10 protein-coding genes are annotated in these 14,469 nt (G+C 51.7%); 5 read left to right on the plus strand and 5 right to left on the minus strand.

All coding sequences use genetic code 11. The annotated features are described in order from the left end of the window. Positions 1-579 precede the first annotated feature (579 nt). Together ACTCIA_RS14725 and ACTCIA_RS14730 are read right to left on the minus strand one after the other, a co-directional pair. Positions 580-1,836, minus strand: coding sequence for a YbfB/YjiJ family MFS transporter (locus ACTCIA_RS14725; protein ID WP_463002570.1), 1,257 nt, complete (start codon positions 1,834-1,836; stop codon positions 580-582). Beyond that, positions 1,833-2,921 (minus strand): hypothetical protein, encoded by a 1,089-nt coding sequence (locus ACTCIA_RS14730; protein WP_463002571.1) that lies wholly within the window; start codon positions 2,919-2,921, stop codon positions 1,833-1,835. Before ACTCIA_RS14730 ends, ACTCIA_RS14725 begins: the two co-directional genes overlap by 4 nt. Positions 2,922-3,223: 302 nt before the next feature. Between ACTCIA_RS14730 and ACTCIA_RS14735 the strand changes: the two genes are divergently transcribed. The 4 genes from ACTCIA_RS14735 to ACTCIA_RS14750 all read left to right on the plus strand — a co-directional run bounded on the left by ACTCIA_RS14735 (position 3,224) and on the right by ACTCIA_RS14750 (position 8,884). Next, a complete protein-coding gene (locus tag ACTCIA_RS14735) occupies positions 3,224-4,138 on the plus strand; it encodes a LysR family transcriptional regulator (RefSeq protein ID WP_463002572.1) in 915 nt (304 codons plus the stop codon). Positions 4,139-4,310: 172 nt separating this feature from the next. Continuing rightward, positions 4,311-5,807, plus strand: a complete 1,497-nt coding sequence (locus ACTCIA_RS14740) for a prolipoprotein diacylglyceryl transferase family protein (protein ID WP_463002573.1) — start codon at positions 4,311-4,313, stop codon at positions 5,805-5,807. A 156-nt stretch (positions 5,808-5,963) separates the two neighbouring features. Next, the gene (locus ACTCIA_RS14745; protein WP_463002574.1) at positions 5,964-7,412 is read left to right on the plus strand and encodes a trimethylamine methyltransferase family protein; all 1,449 of its coding nucleotides are present in this window, start codon (positions 5,964-5,966) and stop codon (positions 7,410-7,412) included. Beyond that, positions 7,412-8,884, plus strand: coding sequence for a trimethylamine methyltransferase family protein (locus ACTCIA_RS14750; RefSeq protein WP_463002575.1), 1,473 nt, complete (start codon positions 7,412-7,414; stop codon positions 8,882-8,884). Before ACTCIA_RS14745 ends, ACTCIA_RS14750 begins: the two co-directional genes overlap by 1 nt. A gap of 130 nt (positions 8,885-9,014) precedes the next feature. On the opposite strand, the gene ACTCIA_RS14755 is transcribed toward ACTCIA_RS14750, so the two are convergent. The 3 genes from ACTCIA_RS14755 to ACTCIA_RS14765 are packed head-to-tail and all read right to left on the minus strand — an operon-like array spanning position 9,015 to position 12,281. After that, the gene (locus ACTCIA_RS14755; RefSeq protein ID WP_463002576.1) at positions 9,015-9,953 is read right to left on the minus strand and encodes an alpha-L-glutamate ligase-like protein; all 939 of its coding nucleotides are present in this window, start codon (positions 9,951-9,953) and stop codon (positions 9,015-9,017) included. A 1-nt stretch (position 9,954) separates the two neighbouring features. Then, positions 9,955-11,469, minus strand: a complete 1,515-nt coding sequence (locus ACTCIA_RS14760; RefSeq protein WP_463002577.1) for an inactive transglutaminase family protein — start codon at positions 11,467-11,469, stop codon at positions 9,955-9,957. After that, the gene (locus tag ACTCIA_RS14765; protein ID WP_463002578.1) at positions 11,466-12,281 is read right to left on the minus strand and encodes an ATP-dependent zinc protease family protein; all 816 of its coding nucleotides are present in this window, start codon (positions 12,279-12,281) and stop codon (positions 11,466-11,468) included. The genes ACTCIA_RS14760 and ACTCIA_RS14765 overlap by 4 nt, the downstream gene beginning before the upstream one ends. An 86-nt stretch (positions 12,282-12,367) precedes the next feature. On the opposite strand from ACTCIA_RS14765, the gene ACTCIA_RS14770 reads away from it, so the two are divergent. Next, positions 12,368-14,110 (plus strand): sigma 54-interacting transcriptional regulator, encoded by a 1,743-nt coding sequence (locus ACTCIA_RS14770; RefSeq protein WP_463002579.1) that lies wholly within the window; start codon positions 12,368-12,370, stop codon positions 14,108-14,110. Positions 14,111-14,469: the final 359 nt, after the last annotated feature.

The following is a 14,469-nucleotide window of genomic DNA, read 5'->3' on the forward strand; positions in this document are numbered from 1 at the left end:
TTGATTTTGAGTAACCAATAAACTCAAAGGGCTTCCCCAATTCAAGCCCCCTTTTAGGGGGCTACCTGAGGCCACCCGCTATGCGGGTGGAGACTCACTTCATGGGCAATTGTCCGGGCAAATGTATTGTTCTGCATTTATTTTCAAAAACCTTTTCCATGTTCGGTAATTGTTGGATTTCCACCCGCTCAGCAGGTGCCGGATCATAATATCTCTTTGGCCAAAACGCAATAACGGGCAGCAATGAGTTGTACCGCAACCTGGGGCATGGGGTCCGGGGAGGGTATGGGGCAGGGCGGGCATTGGCATGGGGGTCGGGCCATGGCAACATACTGCATTTTATTTTATTTAGTGGCTGAACGAAAGCCCTGTTCAGCCAAAACCCGAATATCGAAATCCGAAATCCGAAACAAATACGAATATCGAATGTTCAAATGATAAAAACCAACAGCTTAAAACAAGATGTTTCTGTCATTGATGCATTTAGGGTTTTGGTCATTGTTTCGGATTTCCTGAACGAAAACCTGGTTTTCGTTCAGGCACTATTTAATTCTTTATCCTGACCCCCCACGCCCCTCCTTATTTTTTGTTCTCGATTTCAGCCGCCGAACGTACTGCTATATTCGAAATCTTCTGTTTACTGCGAATCTCCGGTTCCGCTTCGATCATTGCATAGATCTCCTGGCTCGGTCCCAACGATACGGTGAGGAAACAAAGCGCAGCTGCAAGGATAAATGCATCGGTCAGATTCCATATACCTGCAATGATGCCGGCGAGGGTAGGGGCTATCAGCTGGCCGGCCGAGATCAGGAAGAATGTAGCTCCGAAACCGGCAGACGGCCGGTCATTAAAGGTATTAACGCTCCAGATTCCGAACAGTCCGGTGATAAGGATGAATGTCGCTCCGAACAGCATGGCCGAAGCCAGGGCCACGGGCAGTTTGTCTGGCCAGATTGCAATCCCCAGGATCGACAAGGTACAGGCGAAAAGCGAACCCGCAAAGGTGCGCCTCAGTCCGAAAAGGCGCACTAGGTCTCCGGCACACCCTCCTATAATACCGCAGACTCCGATCAGGACCCAGAAAGTTCGTGACCATGTGTTTGCCATTGCGCCGCTGGTAACCAGTAGATTTACTGCAAAGGTCCAGTAAACCGCACTGGAAACACCGAATAGTGCGGCGGCCATGAAAAGTCTTTGGGACCGCGGCTTGATAAGCCATGCCCAGCGCAGCCGGGGAAGGTCTTTGCTGCCTGTACGATTGAAGAGACGTCCGTTCGGCATAAGAGGGGCGTTCCAGGCAGTTGCCAGTGCGGCGAATAACGCGAAGCCAGCCCATGCCCAGCGCCATTCTTCCCCTGCCAGCAAGGCCGCCGGGCCGGAAATAATCACCCCGATACTGGTGCCGGAGTTGATCACTGCATAGGTGCGGTCCTGGCTTGGCTCCCGGATCAATCTGGTAACCGCATCGGAAAGAGGAGGATAGGCAAGGCCCGGACTGGTTCCGGCAAGCATGACGCCTAAGCCGAGCAGCCATGGCCCGGAACTGACCGACATGAGTGCCATGCCCCCGGATGCGCATAGTCCGCCCATGATGATCGGGAGGCGCGGTCCGGTAATGCCTGATAACGTCGAACCGAACAGGGTCGCGGCCAAGTAGCCGGCATAGGAAAGACTGCCGATTATTCCCATGACCTCAATAGAAAGTTGAAGATCGGCCTGGATATCAGGCAGGTATAGTCCGTAGGTGTAACGCGCAAGCCCGTAAGTTGCAGCGACAATCGACAAGCCTGCCGGAATTAGCTTCATCGGCGAAACCAGTTTGTCGGAACCGGTCATTGGCTTTTCTCCATTTGATTTGTGTTTTCCGGCAGTGTTGTTGCAAGCGGCTCATAGGTCCGGACAAGGGCTCGGTCGTATGCAGCCGCTTCTGCCAATTGGAAGGATATCGTTCGATCGCCGGTCCGGCGTTCGGCAATTATCTGCATATTAGTACCAGCCTCGCGCGTATATCGATGTTGAAGCGGAGAGAGTTTCAGGCACCAGTTCGTCGCGCATAATGAGGTTGTCCCTGTATCCGGATCTTCAAAAGACTCGGATGTAACGCATACAGGTACCGGGCTGGCGAATCCCGCATCGATATCCAGGGTGTGAATACAATATTCGGATGGGAGCATCCCGATAATGCGCTCGAAGGCGAGCCGGGAGAATCTTTTCATCTCGGGTGATTCATAAAATTCCTGTATTTTATCGAATGTTGATTTTGTTCCCACGTGCATTTCTGAAGCTACCAGATCGCCTGGCAGAACAATTTTTTTCAAACGCCTGGCAATTGTATACGGATGCTCGTTGCCATCCTGGAATCCAAGCATCGTGATAAGGCTGGGAAAATCTTCCGTGTGAACATCCGTTGATGCCAGGTTGGCAAAATCACGGAAACAGAAGTGGGTCATAGAGGGTTCTATCTCGGATGCCAGGGCTTCGCGCATCGGTTTTTCAGAAGCCGGGTTGATATCAATTCCGATGTAACCCGTCAATCGGACTCCATGGGCGCGAAGACACCGGATAAGGCATGTCGTTTTAATCGGTTCAGGACCCATTTCAACATAGGTGAATGGTCGGTCGTGAATCGCATCAGCAATATCGGTAGCAAACCGCGCTATTGCAACGGAAAAATTGAGTCGCCCCATTTCATCAGCGGCAATGCTTGAATTCCGCAATGCTCGTGCATTGAGGGCACGCATGAGGTAAAAAACTTCATCCAGTTCAGGTGTCGCGTCCAGGGGGTTTTCCGGGTTCCAGTATTTTTCGCGATTCGGCTGTGAGATTATTCTTGTTTTTGGAATTTTTGTGTGTCTGGCAAGGGCTTCAACAATCAAGTTCCTCAGGTTGTCTTCGGGAAAAGCGTCCGGGGTCAAATTCATGTTCTCTCCTTTCCGTCATTTTTTGATCTCGCAATCAAAAGGAAAACGTCAATTCAAAGCAGTCCGGGGACTTTTTTACGTTCGGCATTTTGCAGTCAGGGCAAGGAGCATCGAAAAAACAAAACTACTTGTAATAGATTGCATGGCAGTATATTTTGTACAGATCCTTTTTCTTTCTGTATGATATAAATTTGAAGTTATGTTTTATCCATTGCTTATCTTCTATGGTATTAAACGATTATTTAAAAATCCATTCGTAATAATGAAATGGGTTGTTTTCGATTAATGAATGAGAATTCACAATGGAACTATATCATCTTCGGACGTTTGTAGCGGTTGCGGAAGAGCGACATCTCACCAAAGCCTCCAAGAGCCTTTTCATAAGCCCTCCCGCAGTGAGTGCGCATATAAAGGCTCTGGAGGAAGAATTGAAGGTCTGTCTGTTTTACAGGACCCCGAAAGGAATGGAGCTGACGGAAGAAGGCAATCGCCTGAAAGCAGAGGCGGAAAAGCTGTTAATATCGGTGGACTCTTTCGTTGACTCTGCCAGGATTACCGGTGAAAAGCCGGCCGGAAGAATTAAAATGGGATATTCTTCCAATTCCGATTTCCTGCGAATCCCAGAAACCATACTCAAGATATTTTCTCTCTATCCCGATCTTATGATCAATCTGGAGCATTGTCTCAGCGCCAGGCTGATCAATGCCCTGGAGAAAAGGGAGATTGACATAGGTTATTATTTCGGAAATGACAATCCTTCGGGGGTGGAGATGTATAGGCTGAAAACCCTGGACCTGATGGTCATCGCTCCGTTGGAATGGAAGCATAGCCTCGCTTTGGCCAGTTTGAATGAACTTTCCAATTATCCGTGGATCTGGACCTCTCCGGATTGTTCATTCCGCAGGGTTGCCGATACGATTCTCACCCGGAAACGGTTGAACCTAGCCCACTCCATAGTGGTGGATGATGAGATGACATGCAGGAGTCTGGTCCGGGCGGGGGTCGGCCTTGCGCTGATGCTTGAAAACGACGCAAGGGAAGCTGAAAAAGATGGGGTGGCTTTTATATGGGACAAGAAAAAATTCGAGATCAATCTTTCCCTGGCATGGCTCGGTGATCGCAAAAACGAGCCTGCCATAAAAGCGATAACTGCTCTTGTACGCGACTTATGGCAGGTTCGGCCTCTGGTTGCTGCTGAAAAAAACCTTAAAAAATAAGCCTGACGTACTTTCCACACCTCTTTTCAATCGATTTTGCATAATTTTTACCGGGTGTCTCAGCGTTTAGATCGCAACTAACATATTGTAAAAATGTCATTTCCGGATGAAAGGGCATTTTCCAGGCTTCCCGGACAGCCTGGAACAACCTTTGACCAGGACAGGGTTTTTCATGTTCAAATACTTCGGATTGGCATCCCGGTATCCTGTCTTACAAATCCTCGGGGAAATCTATTATTACGGCATTATTGCGGTTGCATTCATTGTTTTTGCCGTTTTTACATCCCGAAAGCTGTATTTTTGCCTTGGTTATCCCAAAAAACGCGTTTTTGTGTTTACCGGGATTTTCATTTCCGGTATCGGTCCTGTGGTCTATGCAGGCTCCCGGGCCGCGGGGATGCTCAACTGTCCGTTTGAGCACTGGTGTGTGGACCTGCTGGTAGAAAATATCGTTTCCGGCGGTTCTCACACATTTCATGGCGGCATGATTCCGGCGGTGATTTTTCTGGCCGTTCTTTCCGGCCTTTTTCGTTTCAGAATTTCCGAGATACTGGATACGGTTTTTCTCTATCTGCCAATGGTGCATGCCCTCGGCCGAACAGGATGCCTGCTTCTTGGATGCTGCTGGGGCGCACGGGTGAATCTGTATTTTTATGGATTCCATTTTGGCCTGCAAAATCCCGTGCCGCTGTATGCAATCATGGTGAATCTGGCTGTTTTTTTCTTTTTGCGCCGGGTCTATACCCGGGTTTATTCCGGTCCGGAAATTCGACCCCGTTTCAGAGGAGCGGTGTTTACGGCCTATTTTTTGCTTTATCCCCCTGCACGCATTGTTCTTGAAGTTTTCCGCACTGAGCCAAGGTTTTTTGCCGGCTTGACCCAGGCCCAGGTTGTCATGGGGCTTTTGTTTTTCACCGGGCTTGTTTGTTCCATGGTTATCGCCTGGGGCAGCCGAAAAACCAAATCCCTTTCATCTGCGGAAACCGCACCGGCAAACAATGAATCCAGGGCCGAACTTGTAGGCCTTTTTTCCATGGCCGCACTGCTGGTGTCCCTGGTTTTATTCAATTTTTTCATATATTATCTCACCCGGCAGCTCAGGATATGGCCCTGGCCGATTCAGCCGGTTTTTTCCCTTGCCGATGCCTACAATCGCATCCTCTGGTATTCTCCGGTGATGCTCATACCCGTTTGCTGCCTGTTCTGGCTTTGCTGGCTTAAGATTCCCATACAACCCTGGCTGGGTTGGAACCGTTTTTCATACACGTTTTTCATCGGCCTGGCTGTGAGCGTTTATTATTGTTTTGAATTGTTTGTATTAAAGGGCGTTTGCTTTCGCGGTCCGGCCTTCTGGCCGCCCGTGCTGGTGATGAGTTTGATGAATGCAGCAGGCGAGGAGGTTGTGTATCGTCTGGCCCTGTATAACCTGATAAAGCGGGCGGCATATTCAACATGGACAGCCAATATCGTCCAGGCCCTGGCATACGCCTTGATTCATTTCATGATCGCAGGAGCGGTGTTCGGCTTTCTTTCATTTGTCTACGGCCTTGTCCTTGGAATTATTGTTGAGCGCAACAAGAGTATCATACCGGCTTTTATCTGTCATTTCATCATTGACCTTGGGGTTATTGGAATGCCGATGCTGATGTGTTTCCCCACGGTTTCATAACACGCTTGATTTGGCCGCGTGTCCTGTGCATTCCGACGATCCGCCCGGTCAGCGCGGTCTTCATGGCGGGAAATTTGAAAAAAATGCCTGAAAACCCGAAATGGTTATGATATTTTATCCTTAACCGAAAATCCCGGAGGCTTTCAGGGGGGAGTTATGCAAATAAAGGAAATCGTTCAGACCACGCCGAATTTTCAGGTTTTGTCCGAAGATGAGATGGAGCGCATCTATTTTGATGCCCTCGGGGTTATCGAAAGTCTGGGGGCCCGGGTAAAAAGCCCCCGTGCCTGCCGATTATTGGCGGACAGCGAAGCCGTGGTTACAGATACAGATCTTGTTCGCATTCCCGCGGTGCTGGTTGAAAAGGCCTTGCTCGGGCATCCTTCAAAAATTGCCCTAGCCGGCAGAACCCGGACCAGGGGGGTGCGGCTGCAGAAAGACGAGCTGGCTTTTGGCGCAGGGCCGATTTATCCGCTGAAACCCGATAGCGGAGGGCCGGCTGACGGCCAGGGCCTTTATGAAAAGATTTACACCGCAGCCCGCCTGGTTGATTTTCTGCCCAATTTTGATTTTATTGCCGGTCCCCTGAAGATTTTTTCCGCAAACCAAAGGTCATGGGATTTGTCCCTTGTGGCGGCCATGCTCGAAGGTTCCTGCAAACCCATGCTTTTGGGCAGTGCCGATGTCAGGCAGCTTCATGGATTGTGGCAGATGGGGTCCCTGATTTGCGGAGGGGAAAAGGAATTTCGGTTACACCCGTTTTTTGCGCACTATGTTGAAATCGACTCCCCCTTGATATTGTCGGCCGGTGCGGCCGACAAGCTGCTGTTCTGTGCTGAAAAACAGATTCCCTGCGTGTGTGCATCCCGGGCGATTTCCGGCATCACCGCACCCTCGACCATTGCCGGGATGCTGGTTCAAAGCCTGGCGGAAACCATGCTGGTCTCTGTGCTTTCATATCTTCAGAAGCCCGGCATGCCTTTGATCAGAGGCGGCGTGACGGGTGCGGGCTCACAAAATATGAACCGATGCTGCTACGGCGCCCCGGAACTTGCCCTGAGCGTGGCTGCAAACACGGATATTTCCAAATGGCTGGGCCTGGGCATGCTGTCGCCCGCGGGTATTACCGATGCCCATGATCTGGGCCAGGAGGCAGGAGTGGATTGTACTGCAAGCCTGTTTTACGCCTTTTTGTCCGGAGCGGATATGATTTACGGCTCCGGGATGATCAACGGTGGAGAGCAGTTCTGCATGGACAGCACGGTCATGTGCAATGAAATCATCTCCATGATCAAGCAGATTGGAAAAGGCATCTGTACGGATGAAGAATACCTGGCCATGGATCTGATCGAATCGGTCGGGCCGGGAGGGGAATATCTCACCCAGGATCACACCCATGAGCATTGGCAGCAATGGTTCCGGCCCCGTCTGATCAACAGAAGCGTTTATGACACTTGGCTGGCGGCCGGTGCCACAACCATGAAACAGCGGGCTGTTGAACAGCGCGGCAAAATCCTGGACAAGCATACCCCCGACCCCATGGATCCAAAGCTGCTGGCTGAATTGCAGGCCCTGGCAGCAAGTTTGAAACAGGAGGACCACTGATGGGAACCCGAACCAACCTGACGGAAAACCAGTATATCCGGTTTTCGTTTTTGTCTGACGGTCAAAAACGGCTGATATTCAACCAGGTGCTCAAAATTCTGCAGCATACCGGAGCCAGGGTCAAGCATGAACAGGCCTGCCGGATACTTGCGGAAAACGGCTGCCGGGTGACCCGGGACCGGGTTTATATGCCGCCGCACATTGTGAAAAAAGCCCTTGACTCCGTGCCGCCGGTGAGCACGATTTTCAGCTGGCAGGGCCATGCCGCCCTGCGGGTGGAGCACGGTCACACCTATTTTGGCCCCGGTCCCACCTGTCCGAACTTTATCGATCCCCTTACTTTTGAACGAAGGCGCTACACATGCAATGATGCAGCCATGGTGGCACGGGTATGCGAGGCGCTTTCCGGCATTGGTTTTGTGATGTCGCTGGGCCTGGTCAGTGACGCACCCCGGGGAATGGAAGGGCTTTTCGAGTTTTCCGAAATGATCTGCAATTCCACAAAGCCGCCCATTGCCTGGTGCATGTCCAAAGAGCATTGCCGGGATATTCATCAGATCGCCATTGCCATGGCCGGCGGGCCGGAAGCATTCCGGCGGAAACCCAATTATCTGTTTTACAATGAGCCCATCTCCCCGCTTCTTTCCGATTTCAGCGCCATTGACAAGGTGATGTATTGCGCCAGAAACAACATCCCCCAGATTTTTGCCCCTGCGAGCACCGGCGGCGGAACCGTGCCGGCCACGCATGCCGCCCATATTTCAATGACCCTGGCTGAATCGCTTATCGGCGTGGTGATTTCCCAGATTGTCAACCCGGGGGCTTGTATTATCATCGGCGGCACCCAGTCCATACTGGATATGCGTGAGGCCGTGTTTGCCTATGGCGCTCCGGAGCTTTCCAGTCTGGAATCCGGACTCACCGAAATGGGGGAATACCTGGGGCTTCCGGTTTTTTCCGCAGGCGGATGCAGTGATTCCAAGGCAATGGATGCCCAGGCGGCAATCGAAGCCTCTTTGTCGCTTCATTCAGCCATGCTCAGCGGGCCCAGCCTCGTCCATGACGTGGGATTTATGGAATCGGGCATGTGCGGGTCCCTTTTTCAGCTGGTTCTGGCTGACGAAATCATTGCAAAAAGCCAATACATTGCCAAAGGTGTATTGGTGGATGAGCAGACCCTGGCCAGGGAGGAGGTAGAGGCCGCAGGTCCCGGAGGCGATTACCGAAAGGTCAAACAGACCTCGGAGAAACTGGCGGCGTATGGATTTGCCAGGTCCTTTGCATCATCAGACAAGCCGGAAGCCGCTTTTTCATGTCCTGTATCAAAATCCATGTCCGAGCACATCGTCCACCGCACCCAGCAGCTTGTCAGACAGACCCGGAGCCCGGCAGACACTATCCCCGATTCGGTGCGCGTACAGATCCAACAGATCCTGGATACGGCCAGGGCCCGCACCGGGGGGGCTCTCTGAAACCGGGAGGTGAAAATAACTTTTTGTAGTATGCTTAAAAGTTTTGGTTTTATTTTTTTGAACCTTGAACCTTGAACCTTGAACCTTGAACTTTGAACTTTGAACCTTGAACGAAGTTTAAAGGCCGCCATCAAAATTCCTTCATGGCAAATTCCACCCGCTGCTTCGCACGAGGGGAAAAATCCGGATCCAGCGCCTCGATTTTTTTCAGGCGGGGCAGCAGGCCCGCACCGTTGGCCACCTGGATGGAAAGCCCGGGCCGGGCGTTTAGCTCCAAAAGCATGGGTCCGGCGTTTTTGTCCACCACCAGATCGGCACCGATATAGCCCAGCCGTGTGATTTCATAGCTGCGGGCGGCCAGTTCCAAAAGATTTTTCCAGTCCGGAATGGCAATGGTGTTTAAATCAATGCCTGTATCCGGATGCCGGAAGATGCGCTTTGAGTATTGAACCGCGTGCAGGCACCGGCCTGTGGCAATATCGAGGCCCACACCCGCAGCACCCTTGTGCAGATTGGCTTTGCCGTCGGATGCCCGGGTGGAAAGCCGCAGCATTGCCATGACCGGATAGCCTCTGAAAATGATGACCCGGATGTCGGGCACCCCCTCATAGGACAGTTTTTCAAACATTTCAGAAGGCTGGATCAAATCTTCGATGATGGCCACATCCGGGGTGCCGGCCAGGGAGTAAAGACCGGCCAGGATGTTGGACAGATGTCTTTTCACCACGTGGATGTCGATACTGCGGCCCGATGATTTGACAAACAGGTCGCCGCTGCGTTCCTTGATCACCAGAATGCCCTTACCGCCCGAACCCTTTGACGGCTTGACAGCAAAACCGCTAAGATTTTCGACCATACCCGCAAAGGTCTCAATTTCGTACTGGTATCGAATCACCCCCCGCAGCCGGGGGGTTGCCAGGTGGAATTTTTCCGCCTGCAGCTTGGTTTTGAGTTTGTCATCCACAAGCGGGTATCGCCCCCGGGAATTATACCGGCTGATATAGGCCACATTTCGGCGGTTCATGCCAAGAAAACCAAGTCTGCGCAAAGGTAGCGGAAAGATCCACATTTCAGCCGTTGTTCCTCATCACCCCGAAGCGTTTGAGCTCGGTGAGCTTGTAGCCGGTGTACTGGCCCATGGTCAGGATGCCGGCCAGCAGAATCAGGTGGACTTCCGGAAAATTAAAGGTCAGGTGCCGGACAATGGGCATGCGCATGCACAAATAGGCCAGCACGGCCACGCTGAGGCTGCCAAGGCCCTGGATCAAAACTTCCCGGCTTCCTTCCTCTTCCCATAGGATGCTCATTCGCTCAATGGTCCAGGCAATGATGATCATGGGAAAGAAGGTAATGGTGAGTCCGAGATTCACACCCAGTTCATAGCCGATCACGCTGATCATGGAAGTCAGAAAAATCACCAGCACGATTAAAGTGGAAATCCGGGCCACCATCAGCAGGTTGAGCCTGGAGAGATACCCCCGCAGCATCAGGCCGAGGGTCACGATGATAACAAAGGCGGCAATGCCCTGTACCAGGTGGGTCTGGAGAAAGGACAGGGCGATTAACACCGGCATGAAGGTCCCGGATGTGCGGATGCCGATAACAATTCGCATAAACGTAATGATCAGGGCACCCACCGGCAGCAGCAAAAGCAGCTTGAAAACACTTTGTTCTTCAATGGGAAGCGAATAAAGGCTCAACCGCGATAGCCCACCATCGTGGAACTGAAGCCGGGCCAGGTCCATTGCCGGAAGCGTTTGGCGGATCATGGAGAAATGGATTTCAGAGTTGGTGCCGCCGTTGACATCCAGCAGGGATTTTCCGGATCTGTGCCACAAAAGCAGATTTTCGGGCAGGCCGTGGGTGCCGGTTTGCGGATCCACCGGCACCCAGCGCTCCTGGTCAAAGACTTCCAAAATGGGTTTCAAAGACTGGTATCTGCGGGCATCCTGAAGTTCCAGGCCCATGGAGACACGTGCGGCAATACCTGCGTGATTGAGCAGACGCATCAAAAGTTCGGGCAGGGGGTACTGGCTTAACAGCAGGGAAGCATTCTGATCCGGCTCCGAAGCAGTTAGCTGTTTGCTCAGCTCCCTTGCAAAACTGATCGGGGTGCTGGATTTCTCCCATGCCTGTTCTTCGAGCTGGTGCGCGGCTGTTGCCTGTAAGGGGTCCCAGAAAACGGTTTTGGGTTCCGGCGGCGGTTTTACCCTGGATTCTCTGCCGGCATCCGGCTCCGGGGTCATCTGAACCTTGTAATACAAGGTCTGATCACCGTGAGCCTCGCGCCGGGTCCATTCCGCCCGGCGTCCGGTGGAAGTGTCCACAATGGAAAATCCATAACCCGTTGATGCAGCCTGTTGAGAAACCTGAGCAAATCCCGGCGGGCTGCCGGGCAGATCCAGGTTTACCTTTACCGGTTCGCCCTCTGCCACAAAATCGATTCTGGCCTCGATATGCCAGACCGGCCGTGTCCGGCCCGGTACCAGGGGAATATCCAGGTTTACATGTCTCAGCCAGCCAAGCCCCAGACCTGTTAGGACCAGAATCAGGATAACAATGTAAAAAGCGGATTTGGACTTCATTTATCTGTTTTTTCGCTTGTTTTGTTTCCTTCAAGAGGGGCGATGAATTCCTGGGCAACGTCGACGACCATGAGATCGCGCAAAACATTTCTGCCGATCAATACCTGATAATCCAGGTGGGAGCGGTTTTCAAGGGTGAATTCTTCAACTCTTTTGGTCCCGCCGATTTGAAACTGCAGCTCTATGACCGGGCGTCTGGTGGTTTCTTCCGTGGATGCCTGTACAATGCGAACGTGCCGCACAACCGGCTTTTCCACTTCGTATAAGGTTTCCTGTTCCGGATCCTGGATCTGGAATTTGACCCAGCGATCGCCGTCTCTTTCAAATGTTTCAATATTGCGGGCGTCCAGAGACGAGGTGGTGGCGCCGGTGTCGATGCGGGCGTTAAAAACCCGGCCCGGGGGAGTGAGCCGGACTTTCTCCAGCCTTCCGATCAGCAGTTTGTCCGTGCCGGATTTCTCCAGTACGGGCCTGGATACGGGCTGGGGTTTTTCGGCGGTTTCAAGGGCAGTGAGCCTGTTTTTTGTTTCATCGTGCACCCGGAGCAGCTGCTGTTTAAGGTCCTTTAGCGAATCATCGTGCTGTTTCATGGATTGTTCAAGAAATTGTTTCTGATCCCTGCAGTGATCCAGGAGCATGTCTGTTTTTTCGGCCTCCAGGTCCATGCGCTGTTCCAGAAGCGCCAGTCTGTTGCTGACCGCAGACAGGTCCTGCCGTTTGATGATAAAACTGTCAGAACCGCAGCCGGCTGCAAAACAGATCAGTAAAACAATGGTTAAAGCGGTTGCTGCAATACGAAATGCCTGTTTCATGACGCGTCCTTTCTTATTCCTGCTATCTTTTCAGGCAATGATTGAAAAAAAAACAACTGTGTGATCTATATAGAATTATGAAGTCAATGACAAGAGAATCAAACGCTGTACGCCAATGGTACCGCCAGGTGTTTGAAAAATCCGGGGCGGCTTCCATTATCATCGAGCCGGACATGACCATTTTCATGGCAAATGTGGAGTTTGAGAAATTAAGCGGGTTTGCCAGAGAGGAAATCGAGCACCGGATGAAATGGAGCCGGTTTATTGCCCCGGAAGACCTGGATAAAATGATTTCTTATCATCACCGACGCCGGGGCCGGGAATCTTTGGTTCCGGATGAGTATGATTGCCGGGTGCTCAATCGTTCCGGGCAGGTGCGCGATATATGGATCAAGGTGGCCATGCTGCCGGACGGAAAACGCTCCATTGCGTCTTTTATGGACATTACGGACCTCAAGACCGCCCAGCGGGAACTTCAAAGAAGCCAGGCTGCTTTAAACGGGGTAATCGAGGCCGCAGGGGGGTTGATTTATGCTGTTAACAAGGACTACCGGATCGTGTTTTTAAACCGGAGCATGAAGGAAAAAATCGGCCATAACGCCACTGGCGAAATGTGCTACGCTATTTTCCACGGACGGAATCTGCCCTGCACCAATTGTCCGATTCATGCGGCATCAGACGGCCATCCGGTAAAGCGGGAAATCCAAAGCGAGCTTGACGACCGCTGGTATTACGCCGTAACCCGGCAGGAGGTTGATCCGGAAAAAAGGGTTTTCAGCGTTGAAACCCTGATGATTGATATTACCGAGCGAAAGCAGGCCGAAGAGGCTCTGAACGCTCAGGCCGACCATTTTCGGCAGGAAAACCGCAGCCTCAGGACCGGAATGAAGGAGCGGTTTCGCTTCGGGGCGATTGTCGGCAAAAGCGCCGAAATGCAGGCCATTTATGAAAATATCGTTCATGCCGCGGCCAGCAGGGCCAATGTGATCATATACGGTGAATCCGGAACCGGAAAGGAACTGGTCGCCCAGGAGATCCACAATGTGGGAAACCGGGCAGGGGGGCCCTTTTTGGTGGTCAATTGCGGAGCGATTCCGGAAAATCTGTTTGAAAGCGAATTTTTCGGGCACAAAAAAGGGGCATTTACCGGAGCGGATCGCGACCGGGCAGGGCACTTGCAGCAGGCCCACGGCGGCACGCTTTTTCTGGATGAAATCGGGGAAATCACCCAGGCCATGCAGGTCAAGTTATTGCGCGTAATCGACGGAAAAGGTTTTTCCCCGGTCGGTGGAGGGGAGGTGCAAAAACCCGATATCCGCATTATCGCAGCCACAAACCGCGATTCCGTGTCCCTGGTAAAGCAGGGGCGCATGCGGGAGGACTTTTTTTTCCGCATGCACGTGATCCCGATTTACGTGCCCCCGCTGCGGGACAGAAAAGAGGATCTGCCCCTGCTTGTGGATCATTTTCTGAATTTGTATGCCGGATCAGGAAATGGGCCCAAGCTTACCGGTGCTATGCTCGATGCGGTATACGCTCATCACTGGCCGGGAAACGTCAGGGAATTGCAGAATGTGATCCACAGGTATGTTTCGGTCAACCGGTTTGAACTGCCCGGTGCGCCTGCTGCTGAAAGGCCTGCGGAATCGGTGTTTCAGGGCACCCCGGATCAGCCGGCAAGCCTGAAGCACACCCTTCTCGATGTTGAAAAAAAGCTGATCGTCTCCGCCCTGAAAAAGCATCGCTGGCGCAGATCCGACACTGCCGCAGCCCTTGGAATCAACCGCCGCACATTGTTTAAAAAAATCCAACAGCACGGGATCAAATAACCTGATTTTGGGGCTTTTTGGCCTCAAAATATTTTTAATATTTAAAATCAAATAGTTATTTAGCAAATGTCTTTGTTTTTGGGGTTTTTTAACCCCAAAATGTTTTGCCTGCGACAATATCTCTGCCATCCCTTTCTGTTGTTGATCGCCTTTCATTCCCGGCCGTTTTATTGAATTAAGTGTATATGGCATGCTTCTTGATTCGCCTTGATTAGATCTAAACTGATTATTGACTTTACTTAACACTTAATCACTTAAAACTTGATGGCGCCGTAAAAAGTCCAATATCTGCGTTACGCGCAATTTCTCAGAATTTCACGTACGGATAAGTACGCTGCATTCTTCGAAATTGCGCAAGC

Source organism: Desulfosalsimonas sp. (assembly GCF_055149105.1).

Excerpts from the sequence above, each read along its gene's own strand:
- ACTCIA_RS14725 (WP_463002570.1), bottom strand. The coding sequence starts at position 1,836 with ATGACCGGTTCCGACAAACTGGTTTCGCCGATGAAGCTAATTCCGGCA.
- ACTCIA_RS14730 (WP_463002571.1), bottom strand. The coding sequence starts at position 2,921 with ATGAATTTGACCCCGGACGCTTTTCCCGAAGACAACCTGAGGAACTTG.
- ACTCIA_RS14735 (WP_463002572.1), top strand. The coding sequence starts at position 3,224 with ATGGAACTATATCATCTTCGGACGTTTGTAGCGGTTGCGGAAGAGCGA.
- ACTCIA_RS14740 (WP_463002573.1), top strand. The coding sequence starts at position 4,311 with ATGTTCAAATACTTCGGATTGGCATCCCGGTATCCTGTCTTACAAATC.
- ACTCIA_RS14745 (WP_463002574.1), top strand. The coding sequence starts at position 5,964 with ATGCAAATAAAGGAAATCGTTCAGACCACGCCGAATTTTCAGGTTTTG.
- ACTCIA_RS14750 (WP_463002575.1), top strand. The coding sequence starts at position 7,412 with ATGGGAACCCGAACCAACCTGACGGAAAACCAGTATATCCGGTTTTCG.
- ACTCIA_RS14755 (WP_463002576.1), bottom strand. The coding sequence starts at position 9,953 with ATGTGGATCTTTCCGCTACCTTTGCGCAGACTTGGTTTTCTTGGCATG.
- ACTCIA_RS14760 (WP_463002577.1), bottom strand. The coding sequence starts at position 11,469 with ATGAAGTCCAAATCCGCTTTTTACATTGTTATCCTGATTCTGGTCCTA.
- ACTCIA_RS14765 (WP_463002578.1), bottom strand. The coding sequence starts at position 12,281 with ATGAAACAGGCATTTCGTATTGCAGCAACCGCTTTAACCATTGTTTTA.
- ACTCIA_RS14770 (WP_463002579.1), top strand. The coding sequence starts at position 12,368 with ATGACAAGAGAATCAAACGCTGTACGCCAATGGTACCGCCAGGTGTTT.